This window comes from Salipaludibacillus sp. HK11 (assembly GCF_047795645.1).
Taxonomy (GTDB): domain Bacteria; phylum Bacillota; class Bacilli; order Bacillales; family Salisediminibacteriaceae; genus Salipaludibacillus.
The window spans coordinates 1,798,247-1,822,692 of record NZ_CP181045.1 but is presented as its reverse complement, the minus strand read 5'-3'; the positions used below and the strand labels follow the sequence as shown (position 1 = coordinate 1,822,692).

Annotated in this window: 23 protein-coding genes; 18 read left to right on the top strand and 5 right to left on the bottom strand. The window is 37.1% G+C overall.

Annotated features, from left to right (window positions below; translation table 11 throughout):
* Positions 1–95 precede the first annotated feature (95 nt).
* The 3 genes from ACM26V_RS08970 to ACM26V_RS08960 all read left to right on the top strand — a co-directional run bounded on the left by ACM26V_RS08970 (position 96) and on the right by ACM26V_RS08960 (position 6,053).
* Positions 96–1,451: an IS1182 family transposase gene (locus ACM26V_RS08970; protein WP_416147931.1), complete on the top strand. Its 1,356-nt coding sequence runs from the start codon at positions 96–98 to the stop codon at positions 1,449–1,451.
* 475 nt (positions 1,452–1,926) lie between these two features.
* The gene (gene pyc / locus ACM26V_RS08965) at positions 1,927–5,373 is read left to right on the top strand and encodes a pyruvate carboxylase (RefSeq protein WP_416151076.1); all 3,447 of its coding nucleotides are present in this window, start codon (positions 1,927–1,929) and stop codon (positions 5,371–5,373) included.
* Between the two features lie 233 nt (positions 5,374–5,606).
* The gene (locus tag ACM26V_RS08960) at positions 5,607–6,053 is read left to right on the top strand and encodes a Dps family protein (protein ID WP_416151075.1); all 447 of its coding nucleotides are present in this window, start codon (positions 5,607–5,609) and stop codon (positions 6,051–6,053) included.
* 25 nt (positions 6,054–6,078) lie between these two features.
* Here the strand turns inward: ACM26V_RS08960 and ACM26V_RS08955 are convergent, their stop codons facing one another.
* Positions 6,079–6,984, bottom strand: a complete 906-nt coding sequence (locus ACM26V_RS08955) for a COX15/CtaA family protein (protein WP_416151074.1) — start codon at positions 6,982–6,984, stop codon at positions 6,079–6,081.
* Positions 6,985–7,620: 636 nt separating this feature from the next.
* Between ACM26V_RS08955 and cyoE the strand changes: the two genes are divergently transcribed.
* The 6 genes from cyoE (at position 7,621) to ACM26V_RS08925 (ending at position 13,127) form a co-directional block, all read left to right on the top strand.
* Complete coding sequence (gene cyoE / locus ACM26V_RS08950) at positions 7,621–8,517, top strand: heme o synthase (RefSeq protein ID WP_416151835.1); 897 nt, start codon at positions 7,621–7,623, stop codon at positions 8,515–8,517.
* A 36-nt stretch (positions 8,518–8,553) separates the two neighbouring features.
* Positions 8,554–9,594 (top strand): cytochrome c oxidase subunit II, encoded by a 1,041-nt coding sequence (coxB, locus tag ACM26V_RS08945; protein ID WP_416151073.1) that lies wholly within the window; start codon positions 8,554–8,556, stop codon positions 9,592–9,594.
* A 28-nt stretch (positions 9,595–9,622) separates the two neighbouring features.
* On the top strand, positions 9,623–11,455 hold the full coding sequence (gene ctaD, locus ACM26V_RS08940; RefSeq protein ID WP_416151072.1) for a cytochrome c oxidase subunit I: 1,833 nt from the start codon (positions 9,623–9,625) through the stop codon (positions 11,453–11,455).
* A 2-nt stretch (positions 11,456–11,457) separates the two neighbouring features.
* Positions 11,458–12,078 carry a cytochrome (ubi)quinol oxidase subunit III gene (locus tag ACM26V_RS08935; RefSeq protein WP_416151071.1) on the top strand — a complete coding sequence of 207 codons (621 nt, stop codon included), beginning with the start codon at positions 11,458–11,460 and terminating at the stop codon, positions 12,076–12,078.
* A 4-nt stretch (positions 12,079–12,082) separates the two neighbouring features.
* Positions 12,083–12,430, top strand: a complete 348-nt coding sequence (locus ACM26V_RS08930) for a cytochrome C oxidase subunit IV family protein (RefSeq protein WP_416151070.1) — start codon at positions 12,083–12,085, stop codon at positions 12,428–12,430.
* A gap of 235 nt (positions 12,431–12,665) precedes the next feature.
* On the top strand, positions 12,666–13,127 hold the full coding sequence (locus tag ACM26V_RS08925) for a DUF420 domain-containing protein (RefSeq protein WP_416151069.1): 462 nt from the start codon (positions 12,666–12,668) through the stop codon (positions 13,125–13,127).
* A gap of 203 nt (positions 13,128–13,330) precedes the next feature.
* On the opposite strand, the gene ytvI is transcribed toward ACM26V_RS08925, so the two are convergent.
* On the bottom strand, positions 13,331–14,389 hold the full coding sequence (gene ytvI, locus ACM26V_RS08920; RefSeq protein WP_416151068.1) for a sporulation integral membrane protein YtvI: 1,059 nt from the start codon (positions 14,387–14,389) through the stop codon (positions 13,331–13,333).
* 287 nt (positions 14,390–14,676) lie between these two features.
* Positions 14,677–15,030: a YugN family protein gene (locus ACM26V_RS08915; RefSeq protein ID WP_416151067.1), complete on the bottom strand. Its 354-nt coding sequence runs from the start codon at positions 15,028–15,030 to the stop codon at positions 14,677–14,679.
* Between the two features lie 156 nt (positions 15,031–15,186).
* Between ACM26V_RS08915 and ACM26V_RS08910 the strand changes: the two genes are divergently transcribed.
* From ACM26V_RS08910 to coaD, 8 genes are all read left to right on the top strand, one after another.
* Positions 15,187–15,615 (top strand): CBS domain-containing protein, encoded by a 429-nt coding sequence (locus tag ACM26V_RS08910; protein ID WP_416151066.1) that lies wholly within the window; start codon positions 15,187–15,189, stop codon positions 15,613–15,615.
* Positions 15,616–16,006: 391 nt separating this feature from the next.
* Positions 16,007–17,089 carry a CAP domain-containing protein gene (locus ACM26V_RS08905; RefSeq protein ID WP_416151065.1) on the top strand — a complete coding sequence of 361 codons (1,083 nt, stop codon included), beginning with the start codon at positions 16,007–16,009 and terminating at the stop codon, positions 17,087–17,089.
* A 70-nt stretch (positions 17,090–17,159) separates the two neighbouring features.
* On the top strand, positions 17,160–17,582 hold the full coding sequence (locus ACM26V_RS08900; protein ID WP_416151064.1) for a YlbD family protein: 423 nt from the start codon (positions 17,160–17,162) through the stop codon (positions 17,580–17,582).
* Between the two features lie 33 nt (positions 17,583–17,615).
* Positions 17,616–17,852: a YlbE-like family protein gene (locus tag ACM26V_RS08895; RefSeq protein ID WP_416151063.1), complete on the top strand. Its 237-nt coding sequence runs from the start codon at positions 17,616–17,618 to the stop codon at positions 17,850–17,852.
* Positions 17,853–17,949: 97 nt separating this feature from the next.
* Positions 17,950–18,393: a YlbF family regulator gene (locus ACM26V_RS08890; RefSeq protein WP_416151062.1), complete on the top strand. Its 444-nt coding sequence runs from the start codon at positions 17,950–17,952 to the stop codon at positions 18,391–18,393.
* A 39-nt stretch (positions 18,394–18,432) separates the two neighbouring features.
* Positions 18,433–18,711: a YlbG family protein gene (locus ACM26V_RS08885; RefSeq protein WP_416151061.1), complete on the top strand. Its 279-nt coding sequence runs from the start codon at positions 18,433–18,435 to the stop codon at positions 18,709–18,711.
* Between the two features lie 622 nt (positions 18,712–19,333).
* Positions 19,334–19,897: a 16S rRNA (guanine(966)-N(2))-methyltransferase RsmD gene (gene rsmD / locus ACM26V_RS08880; RefSeq protein ID WP_416151834.1), complete on the top strand. Its 564-nt coding sequence runs from the start codon at positions 19,334–19,336 to the stop codon at positions 19,895–19,897.
* Entirely contained in the window at positions 19,897–20,379 is a 483-nt protein-coding gene (coaD, locus tag ACM26V_RS08875) for a pantetheine-phosphate adenylyltransferase (protein WP_416151060.1), read from the top strand. The genes rsmD and coaD overlap by 1 nt, the downstream gene beginning before the upstream one ends.
* 46 nt (positions 20,380–20,425) lie before the next feature.
* Here the strand turns inward: coaD and ylbJ are convergent, their stop codons facing one another.
* Complete coding sequence (gene ylbJ, locus ACM26V_RS08870; RefSeq protein WP_416151059.1) at positions 20,426–21,637, bottom strand: sporulation integral membrane protein YlbJ; 1,212 nt, start codon at positions 21,635–21,637, stop codon at positions 20,426–20,428.
* Between the two features lie 242 nt (positions 21,638–21,879).
* Between ylbJ and ACM26V_RS08865 the strand changes: the two genes are divergently transcribed.
* Complete coding sequence (locus ACM26V_RS08865; protein ID WP_416151058.1) at positions 21,880–22,926, top strand: SepM family pheromone-processing serine protease; 1,047 nt, start codon at positions 21,880–21,882, stop codon at positions 22,924–22,926.
* A gap of 83 nt (positions 22,927–23,009) precedes the next feature.
* On the opposite strand, the gene ACM26V_RS08860 is transcribed toward ACM26V_RS08865, so the two are convergent.
* The gene (locus ACM26V_RS08860) at positions 23,010–24,245 is read right to left on the bottom strand and encodes a nucleotidyltransferase (RefSeq protein ID WP_416151833.1); all 1,236 of its coding nucleotides are present in this window, start codon (positions 24,243–24,245) and stop codon (positions 23,010–23,012) included.
* Between the last annotated feature and the right edge of the window lie 201 nt (positions 24,246–24,446).

The following is a 24,446-nucleotide window of genomic DNA, read 5'->3' as shown; positions in this document are numbered from 1 at the left end:
AAGGAGTTTGAGACACAAAAAAGGAAGTACCTCCCCAAGTCCTGTATAATGGTGGTTGACCAAAACAACCAAAAAGACTGGAGGAAATACTCCCTATGGCCATTATACGACAAACGAGCTTATTTAGCATTCAAGACTTATATGAGATGGAACCTACCCAACGTTATGAATCGATTATTTCAGCGATAGATTTAGATGCGATCCACGATGAAATAACCAAAAAATCCCGACTTGGTGCACCCGTAGAGCTGAATTATGCGGCAATGGTTATTTCTATGTTTGTACGAATCGTTGAGCGCATTCCAACGATGAAGGACTTAATAAAACGTTTGAATGATGACTTTATATTTAAGTTGAATTGTGGTTTTCTTGTGTCTGACAATACTCCCTCTGAAGCTGCCTATTCACGACTTATAACGAAACTGGATGACTCTATTGTTTTAGAGGAATCACAAGAGAAAGTTGTTCTTCAAGCCATGGCGGAAGGCTTTATTATGGATGACACGGTCGCTATTGACGCCACCCATTTTGAAGCACGTGATCAAGCACCACCAAAAGAAGAAAAGCCAAAAGCAGAACCTAACAAGCGTGGGCGCAAACGTAAAGACGAGCGAGAACAATGGCTGATGGAACAAGCAGAAAAGGAAGCAAATCTTCCACTTTTCGAAAAGAAAATAGAAGCTCAGTTGGATGTTCCTTTACATGAGTTACGTTCGGAAGTTCCTCAAGACCCTAAATGGGGTGTAAAGAAGAACAGCGAAGGAAAAAATGTCTTTTGGTACGGCTACAAAGGTCACTTAGCTGTTGGTACATCCAGTCAATACATTTTACAGTCCCTTTTTTCTTCTGGCAGTTTGAATGATGGAAAAGCAGCTATTCCTTTATTAAAGGGAGTGGATGAATGCCTATCCTTGCCTTCTTTGGCCTACCAGACAATGGACGCAGGCTATGACTACGCCCCTATTTATGAACAAGTTCATCGAATGGGAAACCAATCTGTGATTGCTTATAATAAGAAAAATGAAGCAGAACCCATCGGGTTTGATAAACACTTTGCCCCAACCTGTTTTAGGGAACATTCCTATCGTTATGATAGTTTTGATGCCAAGTATGAAACGTTGAAATACACAAGTCCAAAAGAATGTAGCGACTGTCCTTTAGCTAACGAAGGCATTTGCCAAAAGGTTTATAAAGTAAAAATCACGACAGACCTCCGAAAATATACAGCACCAGCACGTGGTTCAAAAGCATGGAAACATCTATCCAAACGCCGCTCAGCAGTAGAACGCGTCAATGCTTATCTAAAGGAATATTATCAACTAGACAATGTACGTTATCGAACGGGAAAACGCGCAAAAGTTCATTTTGACATCGTCACGCTTATTTATAATGCATCAAAATTAGCAAGTGATCGTATCAATTTACTGTTAAATCAGCAACAAGCTGCTTAAAGAAATTTTTAAAAACGACATTATTAAAATTCTGCAGGTCTTTGAATTTTTAAAAAGGTGAATTATGAAATTGATTCAATCAATTTCAATAATCTATTGCGTAAAAAAGGTGTTTAGAATAGTTTCTGAATCTAAACAACTCTATTAAGAAGTTACTCTATTTTTATGAATGGGTCCTATTCTCATATAGGATAAATTTAATAAAATCTAAATATGATTTCTTGCCCATAAAAGGTGAAAAGAGAATACGGAAGTGATAAGATAATAATTAAGTTTTGGAAACAATCAGAAAATGATGAAGCTAAAAAAATGAGTAGAGCCGAAAGAACAGAATAAGCTATTTTTAAATCATAAGGAATTAACATGCGTATCATGTCGCTCTAAAAAGGAAAAAATTGAGGTTATTAAAGACTATATTTTACATAAAGATGTGATTTGTACTTAAGCTTAAAAGAAAAAATGAAGGAGGAAAAATATGAAACGTCTAGACCATTTAAACAAAGTATTAGTAGCTAATCGAGGAGAAATAGCGATCCGGATTTTTCGAGCTTGTACAGAGTTAGGCATACGAACTGTAGCAATTTATTCCAAAGAAGACACAGGTGCTTTCCATCGTTACAAAGCGGACGAAGCTTACTTGGTAGGTGAGGGGAAAAAACCAATTGATGCTTATTTAGATATTGAAAGTATTATTGAAGTAGCAAAAAGAAATGATATTGATGCGATTCATCCAGGTTATGGTTTTTTATCGGAAAATATAAATTTTGCTAAGCGGTGCAAAGAAGAAGGAATTATTTTTATTGGTCCATCTATAGAACACCTGGATATGTTTGGTGATAAAATTAAGGCTAGAAAAACAGCGATTGAAGCAGAAATTCCTGTCATTCCGGGAACCGATGGTCCTGTTAATAGTGTAGACGATGTTATTGCATTTGCGGATGAACATGGCCTCCCGCTTATCATCAAAGCATCTTTAGGTGGCGGTGGTCGTGGAATGCGAATTGTTCGGTCAAAAGACGAATTAAAGGAAGCGTTTGATCGTGCTCGTTCTGAAGCGAAATCAGCTTTCGGAAATGATGAAGTGTATGTCGAGAGGTTCGTAGAAAACCCAAAACACATCGAAGTGCAAATTTTGGGTGATAACTATGGAAATATTGTTCATTTATATGATCGTGATTGTTCCGTGCAAAGAAGACATCAAAAAGTAGTTGAGGTTGCACCTAGTGTTTCTTTGACAGAAACAGCACGTGAAAACATCTGTAAATCGGCATTAGACTTAATGAAAAAAATCGGATACATAAATGCAGGAACGGTTGAATTCCTCGTAACGGATAAAGAAGAGTTCTTTTTTATTGAAGTGAATCCAAGGATTCAAGTAGAGCATACGATTACGGAAATGATTACTGGCTTTGACATCGTCCATACACAACTTATGATTGCTGATGGGAAAAAACTTCATGGCCGTGAGATTGCGATTCCACAACAAGAAGATATTTTCACACATGGATTTGCAATCCAGTCAAGAGTGACAACTGAGGATCCACAAAATAATTTTTTCCCGGACACAGGCAGAATTATGGCTTATCGAACAGGTGGAGGATTTGGCGTTCGCTTAGACGCTGGGAACGGATTTCAAGGGGCTGTCATTTCACCTCACTATGACTCTTTATTAGTGAAATTATCTACTTGGGCTCTGTCATTCGAGAACGCAGCAAATAAGATGGTACGTAACCTAAAAGAGTTTCGAATTAGAGGGATCAAGACAAACATTGCTTTTTTAGAAAATGTTGTCCAACATGAAAGATTTCTAAATGGATCTTACAATACGTCGTTTATAGATGAATCACCAGAATTATTTGTATTTCCTAAACGAAAAGATCGAGGAACGAAAATGCTCTCTTTTATTGGGCGTACAACAGTTAATGGATACCCAGGTATTGGCATAAAGAAAAAGCCAGTGTTTGAAAATCGTAGAACACCGAATGTAGCACTACAGCAACCTCTTCCAGAAGGAACAAAACAACTACTAGATCGCCTTGGGCCTGAAGGCTTGACGGAGTGGGTTAAAGCACGGAAGGAAGTCCTGTTAACAGATACAACGTTCCGTGATGCTCACCAATCCCTTCTTGCTACAAGAATGAGAACAACTGATTTAAAAAACATCGCTGAGCCAACTGCACAATTACTTCCTAGTTTGTTTTCACTAGAAATGTGGGGAGGAGCAACTTTCGATGTATCGATGAGATTTCTCCATGAAGATCCATGGGAAAGATTGCTTATCCTTCGTAAAAAAGCACCGAATGTTTTGTTTCAAATGTTACTAAGAGCATCGAATGCGGTAGGTTACAAAAATTATCCAGATAATCTCATTGAAGACTTTGTCGAAAAATCAGCGGACGCAGGTATCGATATTTTCCGTATTTTTGATAGTTTAAATTGGGTGGAAGGTATGCGTCCAGCCATTGAAGCTGTAAGAAAATCAGGCAAAATTGCTGAAGCAAGTATGTGTTACACAGGTGATATCCTTGACCAGTCTAGGACCAAATATGACCTATCTTATTACGTAAGACTTGCGAAAGAACTTGAAAATTCAGGAGCTCATATATTAGGTATAAAAGATATGGCAGGGCTACTAAAGCCTCAGGCCGCTTTTGAATTAATTACTGCGTTGAAGTCAGAAGTAAATATTCCGATCCATTTACACACTCATGATACGAGTGGCAACGGTCTTTTCACTTATGCAAGAGCGATTGATGCAGGGGTTGACATCGTTGACACGGCGATCGGTTCGATGTCAGGGCTTACGAGTCAGCCTAGTATGAACTCGTTGTTTCATGCTCTAAGTGGTCACGAAAGACAACCGAATATCAATATTAGTAAAGCAGAAGAATTAAACCATTTTTGGGAAGATACAAGAAAGTATTACGGTGACTTTGAAAGTGGTATGATGGCTCCTCATTCTGAAATATATCATCACGAAATGCCTGGAGGACAGTATAGCAACCTTCAACAGCAAGCTAAAGGTGTCGGTTTAGGAGATCGGTGGGACGACGTGAAAACGATGTATCGAACTGTAAATGACATGTTTGGTGACATTGTTAAAGTGACTCCTTCATCCAAAGTGGTTGGCGATATGGCTTTATTCATGGTACAAAATGATCTTACGCCAGAACTCGTTTATGAAAAGGGAGAACATATTGACTTTCCTGATTCTGTCATTGAAATGTTCCAAGGGTTACTCGGACAACCGTACCAAGGCTTTCCTGAGAAATTACAAAAAATCATTTTGAAAGGGAAAAAATCCATTGTTCATCGCCCAGGAGAAAAGATGCCCCCTATAGATTTAGAAGCAATTAAAACAGAGTTATATCATAAATTAGGACGGCAAGTTACGAGTCATGATGTGATTTCATATGCTCTATATCCACAAGTGTTCTTGGATTATCAATCGTTTATTGACCAATTCGGAGACGTTTCTGTCCTCGATACGGCGACTTTCTTCTATGGTTTGCGGTTGGGAGAAGAAGTTGACATTGAAATTGAACAAGGTAAAACACTTATTATTAAGTTGGTGTCGATTGGAGAACCTCAAAAAGATGCAACTCGAGTTATTTATTTTGAGTTGAATGGACAACCTAGGGAAATTATCGTTCACGATGAGAATGTTGAATCACTTGTGAAAATGAAACAAAAAGTTGACAAGACGAACGAAAAACATATTGGTGCTTCTATGCCTGGAACTGTTGTGAAAGTGTTAGTCAGTAAGGGGGATAAGGTCAAAAGAGGGGATCATTTAACGATTACCGAAGCCATGAAAATGGAGACAACGGTTCAAGCACCTTTCGATGGAGTGATTAAACATGTGTATGTGTCCAATGGTGAAGCGATCCAAGCGGGTGACTTATTACTAGAAATTGAATAAACAATGATATAAGAAGAGGGCTTTTGTGACATTTAGTATTTTTAGTTTAAAAACAATCCCTAATAGATGAAAATGTAAAGAGATATTCCAAGTAATTTGGACGTCTTGTGACAATACTACTAGCCACTTGGCTTAGAGGTATATATTGGGTATAATGATGAAGGGAAAGAGAAGGGGAACCTCTTTCTTGAGTTATAAATACCGTCATTGAAATTATTAGGGAGTTGATCAAATTGGCACACGAAAAAACAGCAGAAATTCTCAACCGTCAAGTTGCAAACTGGAATGTGATGTTTGTGAAGTTACACAATTTTCATTGGTATGTGAAAGGCCCAAATTTTTTCACATTGCATGAAAAATTTGAAGAGCTTTACGATGAGGCAGCAGGTCATATTGATGAGCTCGCAGAACGTCTTCTCACTTTAAAAGGAAAGCCAGTAGCATCGATGAAAGAATTTTTGACATTGACAACACTTGAAGAAGCTAAAGGGGAATTAGCTTCCGAGGAAATGGTTAAAGCATTGATTGAGGATTTTACTAGAATTTTAACAGAAATAAAAGAAGATGTAAGTACATTAGAAGAGGATGTAGATGATCAAGGCACAGCTGATATGCTGCTTGAAATTTCTCATTCGCTTGAAAAGCATAACTGGATGTTCCGGACTTTTTTAGGAGAATAACATGAAAAAAAGCTGACCGTATTGGTCAGCTTTTTTGTTTGGCACGATAGGCTAGAAGTGTTGAATAACTAATCGCTCCGAATAGAAGACTTACCATAAAGGCATGAAAGAGCGTTGCATTTAGTGTAAATCCGCTGAAAACGACAACGGCACCACTAATTACTTGTATCGTTACGAAAATAAAGCTGATAGATACAGAGTAAAAGAAGATTCTTTCATGACGATAGTGTTTTAATACAAGAATAAATGCAATGAGAATAACAATAAACAACAAACCAGCAGCCAGTCTATGACCGAATTGAATCGCGATACTTCCTTCGAGATTTGGAATGAGTTGACCATTACAAAGTGGCCACCCACTGCAAGCTGCACCAGAAGACGTATGTTTTACATAAGCACCTGTGTAAACAACGATATACACATAAGCTAGTATAAAATACATAAGATTTCGAATATTAGCAGCAATTTTAGTTTGTTTCATCGTGGAATCTTTCCCACTTTCGAATGCAAGGATCGTTAACAAAAGAACACTTGTAAATGAAATTAGAGAGAAACCAAAATGCAAAGCCATAACAGCACTTGATTGTCCCCAAACAACAGCCCCTGCTCCTAATAAGCTTTGCAAAATTATAAATAAGACAGCTAAAATTGCAAATAATTTTGTTTCTTTCATGTGACGTAAGGAGTTCCAACTCCAAATCGCATGAGTAATCACCATTAATCCTAAGATGCCTGAAACAAGCCGATGTGTATATTCTATCATTGTTTTTAGCGTAGGTTCCGCTGGAAACAATTGACCGTAACAAAGAGGCCACTCTGCCCCACAACCGTCTCCTGAACCTGTTTGTGTAACAAGAGCCCCTTGAATGATGACAACAAGCATGCCAAATGTTGTCATCACGCCAAATATTTTCAAAAACCGATGCATCATTCCACCGTCTTTCTATCGTTTAGATACTTTTTTTGTACTTTAAGAATGTTTAACTTCGCTAAAGGATTAAAATATAAGATAAACTTAGGCTTTCGCCATGAAGGACTTGGCGACAAGCTAAGTGTTTCTAATGAAAAAGTATTTAAATTATTTTAAAAAATTATCTTTGACGCATTTTCTATAATACAACTAACTCGTACTTATTTTATGAACTCTGCGATAAAAAGTCAACGAAAGGGCATTTACTTTAATATATTGAACTTTTAAAATAGTTCTTTCAATCATTTCACTAAGTATTATATAATATAAACATAGTGCCGATGTGTATTATTGTATAAAAAAAGTAATAACTGTAGAGGTAAGAACAACTTCCAAAAAAAATGTGATGAAAATCACTGAAACTTCCTATATAATGTGTATGGATGAGTAATATCTATACCATTTCAAGTTATGATTTAATTATCGAAGTTTTCAGAGAATAGTAATTTGGTCAAGATTATCCTATATTAAAATTGAGATTATAGAGCAAATTATTAGACTTGAATAAGGAAACATGGTTTGATTATGGGGAGAAGAATGTAAAGAGGGGGGGGGAATAAATTGAATAAAATCACGATTTCTTCAACAGCAGAATCAATCAATCATGTCGATAATACAGATCAATCTAACCAAGCTGGATGGCGTGAGTATTTGGCCATCTCGAAAACAGGGATTGTGATGTCTAACTTGATAACAACATTTGCTGGTCTATTCTTAGCTGCCTATTATACGGGAACCACTTTGGGAGCTGACCCATTAAACGTATTATTAGCATTGTTAGGGTCTGCTATGGTCATGGCTGGCGGATGTGCACTGAATAATTACATTGATCGAGATATCGATCATTTGATGGAACGAACGAAAGAGCGCCCTACTGTGACAGGTCAATTAACGGGCAAACAAACATTAACATATGGCCTTGTTTTATCCGTTGGAGGAATTGCCTTTCTCGCGATTACCACCTTGGTTGCAGCGGTGATAGGAGTGGCGGGTTTAATCATCTATGTTGTTCTATATTCGATGTGGACGAAAAGAACAACCACTTTCAACACAATTGTTGGTAGTTTTTCGGGGGCTGTGCCACCGTTAATAGGTTGGGCAGCAGTTGACCCAGGTCTACATCCATACGCATGGACCTTGTTCCTTATTATGTTTCTATGGCAACCACCGCACTTTTTAGCTTTAGCGATGAAACGAGCGGATGAATACAAAGCCGCGGGTATTCCAATGTTGCCAGTTGTGGCAGGATTTGCTGTGACGAAACGACTAATTATTTGGTATATTGCGGCCTTAATTCCAGTTTCATTGTTTGTGGCTGATTTTGGCATTGTTTATACAGTCGCTGCAGTTTTATTGGGGGGAGGCTGGCTTGTGTTAGGAATTGCTGGCTTCAAAATAAAGGATGACATAAAATGGGCGAATCAGATGTTTATCTATTCCCTTAACTATTTGACGATAATGTTTGTCTTAATGGTTGTTGTTCACATGTTTTAAAATATTTTCACTACAGAAAGAGGGGTTTGTGACGAAATGAAGTTTGTATGGCGACTACTTCCAATATCTTTCATCATGCTATTGTCTGGTTGTGGTGTAGAGAATTTATCTGCTCTTGACCCACAAGGTCCTGTTGCAGAAATGCAATATTCCTTAATCCAGCTTAGCTTGTATATTATGATATTTGTAATGTTTATTGTGTTTTCAATTTATATTTTTGTAATCTTTCGCTTCCGTGAAAAACCTGGGGATACACATATTCCGAAGCAAGTTCACGGGAACAGAACGTTAGAAATCATCTGGACGACTATTCCAATTATTCTACTCTTGATGCTTGCGGTTCCGAACGTGATGGATACGTTCACACTGGCAGATACGAGTGTTGAAGTAGAAGATGGCGCTGAAGGAGAGGAAATCGATCATGTAACAGTTGAAGTAACTGCGCATCAATTCTGGTGGGAATTTGCTTATCCAGATCATGATATTGTTGCAGGTCAAGAGATGTATATTCCGACAGATACACGAATTAATATTGAATTGCAGGCTTCTGATGTTATTCACTCATTTTGGGTACCTGCTTTAGCTGGTAAACAAGATAACGTTCCTGGTATAACAAACGATATGTGGTTTGAAGCGCCTGAAGAAGGTGTGTATATGGGTAAGTGTACTGAATTATGTGGACCTTCCCACTGGCAAATGGACTTCAAAGTGATTGCTGTAGACCCAGATACATTCGAAACATGGGCTACAAATATGGCTGAACCACCAGAAGAGATAACAGATCCCGAAGGGCAAGTTGCTGTTGATGGTCGTGGTGTATTTGAAGAAAGCTGTATTAGTTGTCATGCGATCGGTGATGAAGGTTCACCAACAGGACCGAACTTGACAAACTATGCCGAAAGAGAAGCGCTTGCTGGGTATTTGGACCCTGACGATGAAAATCTTGAAGCTTGGTTGAGAGACCCTCAAGAATTCAAGCCAGGAAACAACATGCCTACTATTAACCATGATCAAGTAAGTGATGAAGAAATGACTGCACTTATTGCATATCTAAATGAATTAAAAATACTTGAATAATTAAAGGTAGTAAAGGGGGTATCTAAACGTGTCTTATGAAAAGGCTCAGTCTAAAAATGTAATTTGGGACTGGCTGACCACGGTTGACCATAAAAAAGTAGGTATATTGTACTTAGCCGGGGGCGCATTTTTCTTTGCCTTAGGTGGCTTGGAAGCTATTTTAATGCGTATTCAGCTTATGTTTCCTGAATTTTCGTTTATTCAGGCACAAACATTTAATGAATTATTAACTATGCATGGAACGACAATGATTTTCTTGGCTGCTATGCCACTATTATTTGGTTTTATGAACTTTATCATTCCACTGCAAATTGGTGCGCGGGATGTGGCTTTTCCATTTTTAAACGCTTTAGGTTTTTGGTTGTTTTTGTTCGGTGGTTTGTTATTAAATATCAGCTGGTTTGCAGGTGGAGCACCTGACGCTGGTTGGACCGCTTATGTTCCATTATCAAGTCAATCACCTGGAGAGGGTCTTGATTACTATTTACTTGGTTTACAGGTAAGTGGTTTGGGTACTCTTATGGGTGGGATTAACTTCCTTGTCACAATTATCAATATGCGTGCACCTGGGATGAGCATGATGAGAATGCCATTATTTACTTGGAGCTCGTTTGTGGCTTCCATGCTAATTTTATTTGCATTTCCAGCATTAACAATTGGGTTGTTACTCTTGATGTTAGAACGGTTGTTCGGAGGGACATTTTTTGCAGTTGACTTCGGAGGGAATGTAATAATTTGGCAACATTTATTCTGGATATTTGGCCACCCAGAAGTTTATATTCTTATATTGCCTGCGTTTGGTATCTTCTCAGAAATCCTCCCTACATTTGCTAAAAAGCGATTGTTCGGATATTCTGCGATGGTATTTGCTACATTAATCATAGGTTTCCTAGGGTTCATGGTTTGGGCTCACCACATGTTTACTGTAGGAATGGGACCTGTTGCTAATGCAATCTTTGCTGTTGCGACAATGGCGATTGCCGTTCCAACAGGGATCAAGATATTTAACTGGCTATTAACCCTTTGGGGAGGGCGTATTCAGTTCACAACGGCAAACTTGTTTGCCTTAGGTTTTATTCCATCATTTGTAATGGGTGGGGTAACGGGTGTAATGCTAGCAACAAGTGCAGCTAACTATCAGTTTCACGATACGTACTTTGTTGTTGCTCACTTCCATTATGTAATTATTGGTGGGGTAGTCTTAGGGTTGTTCGGTGGAGCATTCTACTGGTGGCCGAAGATTTTCGGATATCGTTTAAATGAAGCATTAGGAAAGTGGTTTTTCTGGCTATTCCTAATTGGTTTCCACTTAACGTTCTTTGTTCAACATTTCTTAGGATTGATGGGAATGCAGCGACGTGTTGCTTCTTACCTTCCGGATCAAGGATTTGAAAGTATGAACTTGATTAGTACTATGGGTGCTTTCCTTATGAGCATTGCATTTATCTTATTTTTGATAAATATTTTCGTTTCAACAAAAAATACAGAAAATGCTGGAGATCCATGGGATGGTCGTACACTTGAATGGACAACACCTTCACCAGTGCCTGAGTATAACTTTGCACAAACGCCACTTGTTCGTGATTTAGATGCGTATTGGTATGAAAAATATGAAGGTGATGGCAAAATGAAAGCAGCTGAACCGTTAGAAGACATTCATATGCCAAATGGAACGATTCTTCCATTAGTAATGTCAATTGGTTTATTTGTCGCAAGTTTTGGGTTTATTTACATGGTGATCCCAGTTATCGTAGTTGGTTTGGGTATCACATTCGGAGCGATGTTCACACGGTCCATTAAAGAAGACCACGGGTATCATATCCCAGTTGAAGAAATTACACGTGATAAGGAGGAGGGTTAAACATGGCTGATAATCAAGCGGTTGAACAACAAACCCTTCCTCCGAATCCGGAGAAGGCGACGTTAGAAGGGCGAAATAAATATTTAGGTTTTTGGTTTTTCCTTGGTGGAGAAACGGTTTTATTCGGAAGTTTATTTGGAACGTATTTAGGACTTCGAAATGGCGTTCTTGATGGACCGGGTCCAAGCGATTTATTTCACTTAAACCTTGTGTTTATCATGACAATGATTTTATTAACTAGTAGTTTGACGAGTGTTTTTGCTGTTATCAACATGAAACGAGGGAATTACAAAGGATTACTGACGTGGATGTGGGTAACGGTTGCTTTAGGGGTAGCGTTTCTTGGGTTTGAGATCTATGAATTCTATGACTATGTAGACAAAGGCTTAGGTTTTTCAACGAGTGCTTTTGGCTCTGCATTCTATACGTTAGTAGGAACACACGGAGCTCACGTAGCTTTCGGTGTTACTTGGATCACTATCTTGTTAATTCGTTATCGTAAATCTGGTTTGACATTAACAAATGCGCCTAAGTTTTACACGGCAGTATTGTATTGGCACTTTATTGATGTTGTTTGGGTGTTTATCTTCACTATTGTCTATCTACTAGGAATAGGAGGTTGATCATATGAGTTCACATGTAGATCCTAGTGCTCCTCTTCAAGGTGAACCGTCTGTTCGAACGAAACGTAAGCTAAAAAAAGAGATGCGTACGCAACTTGTTTCGTTTGTTCTGATGATATTCATTACTTCAATGGCATTTTTAGCTATTGCTAGTGATGCAGTTCCAAGTGGTTTTGCGATTCCATTTATATTGATTTTAGCTAGTATTCAAGTCATCTTTCAATTGTATTTTTTCATGCACATGAATGAAAAAGGTACGGGATGGGTCAATGCAATGATTTGGTCAGGATTGTTTGTAGCAGCTTTAACTGTTGCTTCCTTGATGCTTCTCATTGGTGTTGTTAAATACTAATGAATTAGTTTGAGTTAAGCACTTCCATAATTTTATGGAGGTGCTTTTTCTGAAATAAAAGCTGTTTCTTAGATAGAGTTGTTTAAGAAAAGTGAATGGTGGAATTGGTTCTTTTAATAATAAATATGGTAAAATATTATTAAATGATTGTGGGACTAATTCGGGGCATTTATCATCGCTAAAACAAATCATATAAATAATATAACGATGAATGAATAGAGAGTGAGGGGGAAATATGGCTACACTGTTGCCATTGTTAAGCACTATTTTTATTGCTTTAAGTGCATTATTCGTAGCGGTAGGGTGGTATTTTGTTAGTAAGAGAAAGATTGAAGCTCATAAAAAAGCTATGTTTTGGGCGGCGGTATTTGCTAGTGTATTTTTTGCAACATACTTGTCGAAAACATTTTTTATTGGAAGTACAGCTTTTGGTGGACCTGAATCCGTAGAAACATATTATAGGATCTTTTTGATATTTCACATTACGATGGCGACAATTGCTGCTATTTTAGGGATTATTCAACTAACATCCGGTTATAAGAATAATTTAAAACTTCATCGAAAATTAGGTCCAATCACGTCAATCATATGGTTTATTGCTTCTACTACGGGTATTGTTGTTTATTTTTTATTGTATGTCATTTATTCACCGGGGGAGACGACAAATATATTCCGAGCTATTATGGGTGTTGTTTAAAATGATGTATAAAATGTAGGGCTACTGAATAACTTATTGCGAGTACGATACTGAGGCTATCAGAGTGGGGATGGCTCTTTCATTTAGCTGATATAAAGGGAATCCCTTTTTGGTTAACTCAAACCCTAGAATGAATAAAGAGAGTCTAAGCAAACGCTTCTAGCTTGCTTAGACTCTCTTTAATGATTTGTGATGAAAACCACCTATATTTTTATATTCATTTTTATGATTCCAGCTTCTCGAGCACTTGTAAACAGTATAACTACAAGCGGACCAATGATAAAACCTACGGCACCTAACAACATTAAACCGATATACAAAGAGACGAGGGTCGCTAATGGTGATAAACCAATGTGGTGTCCCATTACTTTTGGCTCGACTGTTCTACGAATTGTTAACAGTACTGCGGCTAATACAAACATTTGTATTCCAGTTGCTGTGCTGCCAGCGATTAAGTAATACCCAGCCCATGGTGCTAGAACGGCAATTGATCCGATGATCGGAATAAAATCAATCAGCCATATGACAATGGACATAATTAATGCAACTTCTGGAGCTATAAATAAGAGTCCGATAAAAGTAACGATGAAAATAATGATACTTACTAAGAACTGAGCTTTGAAAAATCCAAAGATAACGTAAGATAATCTTTTTGTCATAAAACTGAATTTCTTTGCAGTTTCTTCTGACATGTAAGAAAATAATTTTGTTTTTAGTCTAGGTAAGTCAAATAAAAATAAGTACAAAGCAATAAGATAAACTAGAAACGAGACAATATATGAAGGGATCTTAATCAAAAGGTTAGTAGCCATCCCAACGATATCTATTCCAGCTAATTGATCTCTAATATTTAGGAGTTGGTTAGTAACAGCACTGTCAATTTCAGTGACAATGTCAGAAGAATATTGATCCAATTGAAAACGTAAGTTATCCAATAGAGACATCCATGCAATGTTAATTTCATTTATAATCATCGGGAGGTTTTCGACAAATTGATTTAACTGTGTAAATGCTCTAGTGAAAGTGAAATACCCGAAGATAGCAATGACTAGTAAAAAGGTGATAAACACAATAAATACAGCGATACTTCGTGAAAGTTTCGTTTTTTCTACCAACACCTTGACGATGGGTGCTAAAATTAGGGCCGTAATTAATGCTAAAATTAGTGGTAAAGATACAGGGAAAACGAAATACAGGAATAGGGCTGTAATTAAAATCCCAATAGCTGTGTAGATATACTTTTTTTTCGTCTGAGGTGTCAACGGAATGCCCCCTTCTCGTTTCGTTATAAGTAAGTAGAAATAACTTTCGAAGAAGATGTTAGGTATAAAGGGTCCCAACATCTTTATCGAAAGAGGTATAGATTGTATCGTTATTTAAACAATCTATTTACTTAAGATGAAAATACACTGGATCATCTGTTTAAATGAGATGTCGTTACTAAAGGCAAGACACACCAAAGCAGAATCGATCATTTAGAGAGAAACAAATAATGTTAGGATTTTACTTCGAGATAAGATGTTATGTATCAAATGTTCTTTTAAAAATGTTAAATTGCTTCGTTTCTAATTTTTTCTAATACGGATTCAATTTTTTTCTTGCATTTGTCTACAATTTGTTTAGGGAATTCTTCGTCATACTCTACTCCATGTGGATAATAGTGTTTACCCAAGTATGGAACCATCATTCTTACTGTACTATGTGGAGAAGGTATTTCTCCTTCTACTACATGAGCAGGTACACGGAAATAATAGACATGATCGAAAACTTGATCAATAATTTTGTAATCAAATGTTATCCGTTCATAATCATATTGATCAGCAAATCCTGCTGCTTGCATGATTTCTTCTAAAGCTTGATATTCAATTACGATACCTTCGAGTCCAGTTTCTTCAAATTTCATTTTACTTCCTCCTTGAAAATCGATCTTTATTCACTCTTCTTTATAGTATTACGAATTCTGCTCCGTTGCAATGAAACAGCGTTAAAACATGGAAAAATAATTTTGCTTAAAGCGGAGAGGATAAAACTTGAAACTATAAAAGAGGAGGAAATAAAAATGACAACGTTGAAAGATATTATGACTGGAAGTGTTGATGTTTGTTCGCCGATGGATAATATATATGAGGCAGCGTTAAAAATGAAGAATGACCATGTTGGTGCGATTCCAATTTGTGAAGGAACGAAATTATTAGGAATGGTTACTGATCGGGATATTGTTGTGAGGGGAGTTGCCGATAAACGCCCAAATTCTTCGCCTTTACAAGAAGTGATGAGTGATCATCTGTTTACAGCGCCACAAGACATGGATGTAAATGAAGCAGCTAAATTGATGGCAGAGAAACAAATTAGACGATTACCTGTAGTGAATGGTGATGAGTTAATTGGCATTGTAGCATTGGGTGACTTAGCCATTCACACATCTACAGAACATGAGGCAGCCATTGCATTATCTGAAATATCTGAGCAACCACAGTATCATCATTAATAAGGATAATTCATTTTTTGTTATACTTTAAGAATGTTTAATTTTGCTGAAGGATTAAAGTATAAGATAAACTAAGGCTTTCGCCATGAAGGACTAGGCGACAAGCTAAGTTTTTCTAAAAGTAACAAATAAAAAGAAAGTAATTCAAGAAAAATTCTTGAGTGCTTTCTTTTTTTTACTTTAAGAATGTTTAACTTCGCTGAAGGGTTAAAGTATAAGATAAATTAAGGCTTTCGCCATGAAGGACTAGGCGACAAGCTAAGTTTTATAATTTAGAATTGGATTAATTTAACGGAAGGCTTCTAAGTCGTTTATGCCTTTAAGATATGGTAGGATTAAATTGGAATTGCGCTGAATAAAGTAAAGTTAGGTCTTATAAAGAGGTGATAGATTGAAATCATTCATTGTGTTTATTATCGGTTTGATGGTGATTGTCGGTATGGCAGTAATAGGTTCAAAACTCTTAGATGATTTAAATATAATGGAACAAATAGAGGGATTTAGTTTCGATGTTGACATACAAAATGATGAGATTGTTGAGACAGAAAATGAAAATTCTCAACAAATTCATGAAGAGATAGGAGAAGATGAAGATCGCAAACTTCACCAATGGATTTATCGACATTTAGATGAACTCTTTATTAGTTATGGAGAACCTGACCGGATAGATATTACACCATATGGATACAGCTGGTATATTTATCAGTCTAACGAAAATTATATCCAGTTTGCAGTTAAAGATGATCGAATAGAAGGGGCTTTCACAAATAGTGTTAGTGTACCTTTAGAAGATATTCAAATAGGCGATGGATATGATTCAATAGCATTGATTTACGCTTTTAATAACGAACAAACAATATCAAAATCAATTTCATCGTATACATTTGAATTAAAAGAAGACGATTTAAAAGAAAGACCGCTTGTACATGTTCAAGATAACATTTGGGCTCAGTTGTATTTTGATACAGTTACCGATGAATTATCATCTGTTCGCTATGTTGATGAAGATATTTTACTTATCCATAGACCTTATTCGCTTACTTATAATGGGAACCTTCCTGAAAAAGAATCGTTAACGGCAGAAGAGCAAGTTAATTGGCAAGAGGGGCAAGCGGCACAGATATTTGATTTGAGTAATAAAATTAGAAAAAAACACGATTTAAATCAACTCGAATGGGCTGATCAAGTAGCTGAGGTGGCTTTTTTACACAGCAAAGAAATGTATGAATTTGAATATTTCTCTCACACTTCTGAGAGGAAAGGGGAGTTATCCGATCGTCTAAATGTGGGGCAAGTCAAATACATGCGAGCAGCAGAAAATATTGCTGCCCAATATGTAGATGGGATTGCGGCAGTAGAGGGATGGCTTAACAGTGAAGGACATCGTGTGAACCTTTTAAGTGATGAGTTTACACATTTAGGAGTTGGCGTGTACGAGGATTACTACACGCAAAACTTTATTTATCCTCGGTAAATTAGGCTCACGTCTGCTTATTTTTTTCATAATGATATAGTATATGAATTGAATGAGAGAGGTGGAAAAAGTGGGCGAATCCTTACATCCAGATGTGAGAAAATTTAAGAAGTTTGTTAAGGAAAATCCTCATATATTGCGAGACGTCAATTCTAAAGAAAAGACCCTTCAAGATTTGTTCGAAGAATGGATGTTATTTGGAGAAGATGATGACATATGGGATTCCTATTTGACTGAAGATGATGAAGAAATGGAAATCGACGATGAGGACGATAAGAACGATTCTGAGACTGGTTCAAAAACAGAAGTAGAATTACTTAATATGTTGAAGAAAATGAATTTAAATGATGTGCAGCATCACCTTGCTCAATTTAGTACAGTAGTCGGGTCCATTCAAGAGTTATTTGGTCAATTTAAACAGGAACAAACACCAGAAACCCCACCAAGCCAAGAACAAACACAATCCTCGCCCTTCTCTTTCCGGGAAGATTAATGAAGAACTTGATCGCAAGGAGGAGGGACAGCGATGAGAAGGGAAGTCTATGAGTCGGTTCGAGCGAATCGAGAGCTTCACCAATACTTGAGAATGCACCCATTATGGTATCGGAAGTTGGGAAGAGACCCAGAAAAGGTAGCTGAAATGGTTCGGGAGTCAAAGTTCTATTTCGGTAGAACGCTGTCTCAGAGAGTTGATCAAATTCATAGGAATATGAATACTGCAATGATGATGGTAGAAATGATGCGACAGGTGAATGAGAATTGAACTCACACCTGTTTTTGTCCTGGGTCGATCTAAGATGTTACGGTAGTTTCGCTGAAACGAATATTCATGTTATAATATAAATGGAGGTGTTAAAAAAATGGTGACAACAATGACAGATGTCAATATACTCCAAGAATCTCATGATTTTAGTGAAATCATTTTATCTTCGGATGTTTTTAATAATTATATAGCAATAAAAAAGCAAGTGCAGCGTAATGCTGAGGCACAAAAAATGCTCAAGCATTTTGACGGCTTAAAGGAAAAATATGAAGAGGTTCAGAGGTTTGGTAAATATCATCCTGATTTTAAGCAAATAACTTCTGAGGTTCGTGAGTACAAGCGTAAGTTGGATACTTATCCATTAATAGCAGAGTACAAAGAAAGTGAAAAAGAGCTTGAAAATATGTTAAATGAAGTGAGCCAGATTATTGCACACGCGGTTTCTACGCAAATTAAAGTCCCTACTGGGAACGCATTCTTCGATCAATCATCTAGCTGTGGTGGAGGTTGTGGATCTGGTGGAAGTTGTGGTTGTGGTTAATTTAAATGTGAACAAGCTCATTGAAAAGGAGACAGTTCTATGGTCACAAGCAATCGTGTCAGTTTAGCTATATGGGTACAATCTCTGAAGCAGGTGAAACAATTAAAACGATTTGGAAACATACATTATGTTTCGAAAAAAATGAAGTACGTTATTTTATATTGTGACGAAGATCGTGTAGATGAAACTATAAATAAATTACAGTCTTTCCATTTTATTAAGAAAGTCTCGATGTCTATGAGACCGTGGATTAAGACGGAATATCAAAATTCTGTTCCGCCAAAAGTCAAAAAAGAAGATTATAAGATGGGGATTTAACTTTCAGACTTAATTCTGAAGGTTTTTTTCTTCGTTATATACTTGAGGAAGAATGCCAATCGTTTTTCAGTCTGAATGCGGCACTGATTCGGAACATTTTTCCAATGCCCATCGTCTAACAGTCCGAATTTCAATGAATATTTCTGAAACCGAAAAATATGCTCTTATCGCAACCAGAACACCGGTATATAGTGTGGGAGGCTAGTTATTTGCAAAGTATTTTATAAGGCAACAAAAATCTGTATGAAAAAATTTACCTAAATAAAAGAAAACCTGTAGTTTTCACTACAGGTTGCTCTAATGCAGAGTGACTTTAGTATTCGTTTTCGACTCTCTGCTAAAGCAATGGGAGAGGAGAAACCGGAGGAAGAACTTATGGGGAAACGTAAGCCTTCTCCGCGGTTGTCCGCAACATGTTCATTCATGCTGCTACTGTTATTATGAACAAAATTTAGGTAAATATACTTTTGGGTAAATATTTTGAAGGAGTTTAAACAACTAGTTTTTCTTTTATTAAGAAAGAGCATATTATAAATAGAATACTCTACGATTTCATTCTAGTGCTTATTGGATTATGATAGGATGTATGGATAAATAGAAAAAGTAAAAAAGGTGAAAAATGATGAGAATAATTAGTGGTGAAAAAAAGGGGTTTCCCTTAAAAAGTGTTCCAGGTAAGACAACCCGTCCAACGTCAGATAAAGTAAAGGAATCCATTTTCAACATGATTGGTCCTTATTTCCATGGGGGGAGCATGTTGGATTTATATGCTGGAAGCGGGGCGATGGGTATCGAGGCAATTAGTCGTGGTATGACGAAGGCAACCTTTGTTGATCGCGAAAAAAAAGCTGTGGAGACGATTTATGCAAACTTGCATAAAGCAAACCTTGGGGCAAATGCGGAGGTATTTAGAACGGATGCTCAGCGTGCGTTAAAAGTCATCAAGAAAAAGGGACAAACATTTGATTTTGTGTTTTTGGATCCTCCCTATGCAAAGCAACAAATAAATCTTGAATTAATGTTTATTTCTGAAAATAACATCATAAATAAAGGTGGCTATATTGTTGCTGAGCACTCGTCTAAAGTAATTTTAAAAGCAGATTTAAATTTTGAAATCATCCGACAAGAAACTTATGGAGATACGACAGTAACGATATTTTCAAAAAATGATGAGGAGGAATTATAATGACGAGCATAGCTGTAATACCGGGAAGCTTTGATCCTGTAACACTTGGGCATATTGATATCATAACTCGTGGTGCGAACATTTTTGACCATGTTATCGTATCGGTTCTTAATAACCAAAAAAAACAGCCGTTATTTTCAGTTGAAGAACGGATAGCATTAATTGCTGAAGCAACAAATACTTTAGGGAATGTTGAAGTGGATAGTTTTAATGGGCTATTAATTGATTATGTTAAGGAAAAAAAAGCTAATACAATTATTAAAGGTTTACGAGCTGTATCAGATTTTGAGTACGAACTCCAAATGGCTGCCATAAATCGAAAGCTAGATGATAGTATCGAAACGTTTTTTATGATGACGAACCATAACTATTCATACTTAAGTTCAAGCATCGTAAAGGAAGTCGCTAAATATGGCGCTCCAATAGATGATTTAGTGCCTGATATTGTGGAGAAAGCGCTAATAAGTAAGTTTGCAAAGTAGCTTGCCGTGAGTCTAGTTGTTTTTTATGAAAGCATTCTAGATACTCTTAGCTTCTTTTTATAGATAAATACATCCAAGTTGTGAGACCAATAACAGTTATGAAACTTCCGTACACGGTGAACCAGTCATACATAGACAAAAAAAGTGTTTGTATCGTTGGATCTGTTATAGGTGGGTTACTGGTAGGTAACGTCTGATCGTCAATCCGGTCCAAATATAATGGTTTGAAAAGTAGAAATGTGAGTATTGCAGAAATGATGCCGTGAAGACACCTTGCAATAAAAAATGGTAAGAACCTTATCTCTGTTTTCGCAAGAATACTTGCTACTTGCGCCTGCACACTGAAACCATTAAATGCTAATATGAAACTTGTGATAATCGCTTGCTGTAGCAAAGAAGCTTGATTTACTTCGCTAATTCGTTGGCTACCAATCGTGATTTCAAATAATCCAGCAAAAATTCCAGAGCTGAATTCTTTGGGCATATCCATCCAATTGAGTATAATAGAAATAATAAAACGAAAGAGCATTGAGAAATTGATAACTTCTAAAATTTGACTTAGTACTGCGAAAAAAATCATAAAACCGCCTATCATAAGCAGAGTTTGAATAGAAGAATGAACAGCGTCCCCCATTATTTTTCCAAACGGTTCATGTTGATTCATTCTTTCTTGATGCATTTTTTTAATCGCTTTACTCATCGACAGAGCTTTCATTTTTTTTGAGGAGGTTTTTTCTTGTTTTGAGCCATGGAAACGCATGATAAGACCAACAAATAAGTTCCCACAATAATGGGAAGCAGCCAGTACGATTCCAAGCGCTGCATTTTGAAAGAAACCGACGGAAATGGCACCAAAAATAAATAATGGATTTGACGCATTACTGAATGAGACGAGTCGTTCTCCTTCGATTGTAGTTAAGTGTCCTTCCTCCCAGAGGCGGCTAGTAAACTTAGCACCTGATGGAAATCCTGAGGCAAGGCCCATTGCCCAAACGAACCCACCCGAACCAGGAACACGAAACAAAGGTCTCATAAATGGTTCAAATAATGTGCCGATAAATGAAACAACGCCGAAGCGGATCAGGAAATCTGATAAAATAAAAAATGGCAACAAAGATGGGAAAACAACTTCCCACCAAACTGTCATGCCACGAACAGAAGCATCATAAGCTTCTTTAGGAAAGATCATGAAACATAAAGCTAACAAGGTGGCTATAAGAGCATATACGATCGTTTTAAATAGGTCAATACGAGACATATGACGGCTCCTTTTAAATAATTTAGCGCATCGCTAGACCCATTTGTCGGACTGATCTGACAATAGACTTTCTTAGTTACATCTGGAACATGTCGCTATGATTTGAGGCTAAATTTTCAATACTTGTCCATAAATAACTATACGAAAACTGTAAATTTTAGACCTGTTTATTCAATAATTTAATTTAAAAGTCACAATTGTGATGGTGGCACTATTATTTGAAGATTGGAAGGTGTCGGAATATGAGGGAAACACCAAATGCTTCAACGAAATCAATATGGAAATGGGTCATTTTATTTTCTGTTTTGATTGCGATTAACTTTATAGAGTTACCATACTATTTCACTGTACCTGGAGATGCCAAAGTACTTAGTGACGTGATTGAAGTGGAAGATAGGTATGACTACGAAGGGTCATTGATGCTAACGACGATTAGGATGGGAAAAGCGAATACGGTTAATTATCTATGGTCGATGCTTAGTGATCAAAGAGAGTTGATTGCCGAAGATCAAATACGCCCTGAGGGGGAAACGGACGAACAGTACAATCATCGTCAAATGATGATGATGACAAGTTCTCAAGAGCTTGCTGTAATCGTAGCGTACGACTATGCAGGTAAAGAAGCTTATTTCGAAAATTATGGGGTATTAGTTACATCAATTATTCCTGATATGGATGCAGAAGGGAAATTAGAGATAGGTGACAGAATTGTTGAAATAGACGGAACAGAAGTTTTAGAAGTGGATCCTCTTTTAACCATACTAGGAGAGTATGACATCAACGATAAGGTGGAAATTACTTATGAAAGAGACGGAGAAAGAGAACAAGCGACGATTATGATCATGCCGTTCCCTGAAGAAATAGATCCTGAAGGTGACCGTGGTGGAGTTGGGATTGCTAATCCAGTGGCAGATAGGGAATTGATATTCGAACCAGACGTTCAAATTAATACAGCAGAAATAGGTGGGCCTTCGGCGGGGTTGATGTTCTCGTTAGAAATTTATAATCAACTCACAGAAGAAGATATTACGAAAGGGTACAACATTGCAGGGACAGGTTCGATAGATCAAGATGGAAACGTAGGACGCATAGGTGGTGTGAATCAAAAAATATATGCTTCTGAAGAAGCAGGAGCAGAGATCTTTTTTGCACCTAATGAAGAGGGAGTAGAAGGTTCCAATTATCAAGATGCACTTTCTACAGCTGAATCACTCGGAACAGACATGGAAATAGTCCCTATCGATACGTTTGTAGATGCAATAAATTATTTAGATTCACTAGAACCATGAATAATTGAAACTATCGCATAGGAATAAATGAGTCCTTATTGGCATATAGCGAATAAGGACTCTTAGTTTGCTTAGAATCGCTTTTAAAGAAACTCTTTGGTGTTTTTATCGTATTGGATGGGGATGGCTCGGTATTCATCCATAAACGAGCTTCCTGAAGCATGATGGATGATACTGTGTAGACGACTTGCAACGATATCTTTTTCTAGTACAGGATGATCTGATTCGCTTGCCCTTGTAATAATTGGCACGGATCGATCATCTTTTATTGTAGAAAGGTGCTTCTGACCTTTTTGGGACATGCCTAGAACTCGAATATAAGGAGGCGTAATTTCTTTAAGGGCATTGTTCATAAAGGACTTGGTCGTATTTAAGTAAAGGTGAACGAGTAATCGTTGCAACCTAGTTCGGGTATAACGTTTCGTTTTCAATTTTTGGATAAACTCTTCAAACGAGCTTGCCTGAATAATTTCTCTCTTAATGCGGTATTCAAGTCCCTCTTCACATTCATAGAGCTGCTTCATTTCCTCGCTACTTTCGGAAATAATTTTATGTTGTAAATAAAAGAAGTAATCTTCCCAACTGTGGAAGGAGCCTTTAGTTGAATAATAGTGAGACAGTTCAGCATGAGTGAATTCCGGGACATAAGATTGAATGTCTGACTTTTGGCCTTCTTTCGTATTCAAGTGCTTTCTTATCGCAGTTGCACTGGCTATTTTTTTACCTGTCATTTCTTGATCGTGGAAATGGGCACCAGTTCTTTTTATCGTATGAACGTGAATGGATGAATTTCTCTCCATGACTGATTGAACATAGTGAAAACCTAAAATGTTGTTTGGTTGAGTCAAATCCAAGACATCATTGGTTGCTCGAAGCGAACGGTAAACATCTGAAAAAGCTCTTGGATAACTTTTACCTTTGGCTAATTCTTTTTTTAGATTGATATTTATTAATTTTTGATTTTTATTCAACCAATGAACTGTTTCTATAAATGGCTCTATTTGTCCCTCTTCACTTCCAAAACAAATATCAGTCACGGAGAGGGAATCTAACAAAGCGATAGCTCCTTCCGCAAAGATTTCTGCTTTTTGTGTAGAATAAATATAAGGTAGTTCGACAACTAAGTCTACCCCACCTTGAAGTGCCATTCGAGTTCTCGACCATTTATCTACGAGCGCGGGTTCTCCTCTTTGTAAAAAAGATCCGCTCATTACAGCAATCACAACATCAGCTTGGGATTTTTTTACCGATTGTTGTAAATGATATAAGTGGCCATGATGAAAAGGATTATACTCGACAATTAACCCAAGGACTTTCATCTTAAACACCTACTTTCTATTTAGAACCATATTAGCAAAAATACCATAATTCTCACTAATTTTCATCTTTCGCTTCCCTTATTAATTTGTGTTAGTGTAAACTAAGAAAGGACGTTTTAAATCAACTTGATTTAGTATAGAGAAAGCCTTATGTGGAAAAGGTATGTTCTTTGTTTGAAATGTAAAGAGATTATCTTGACA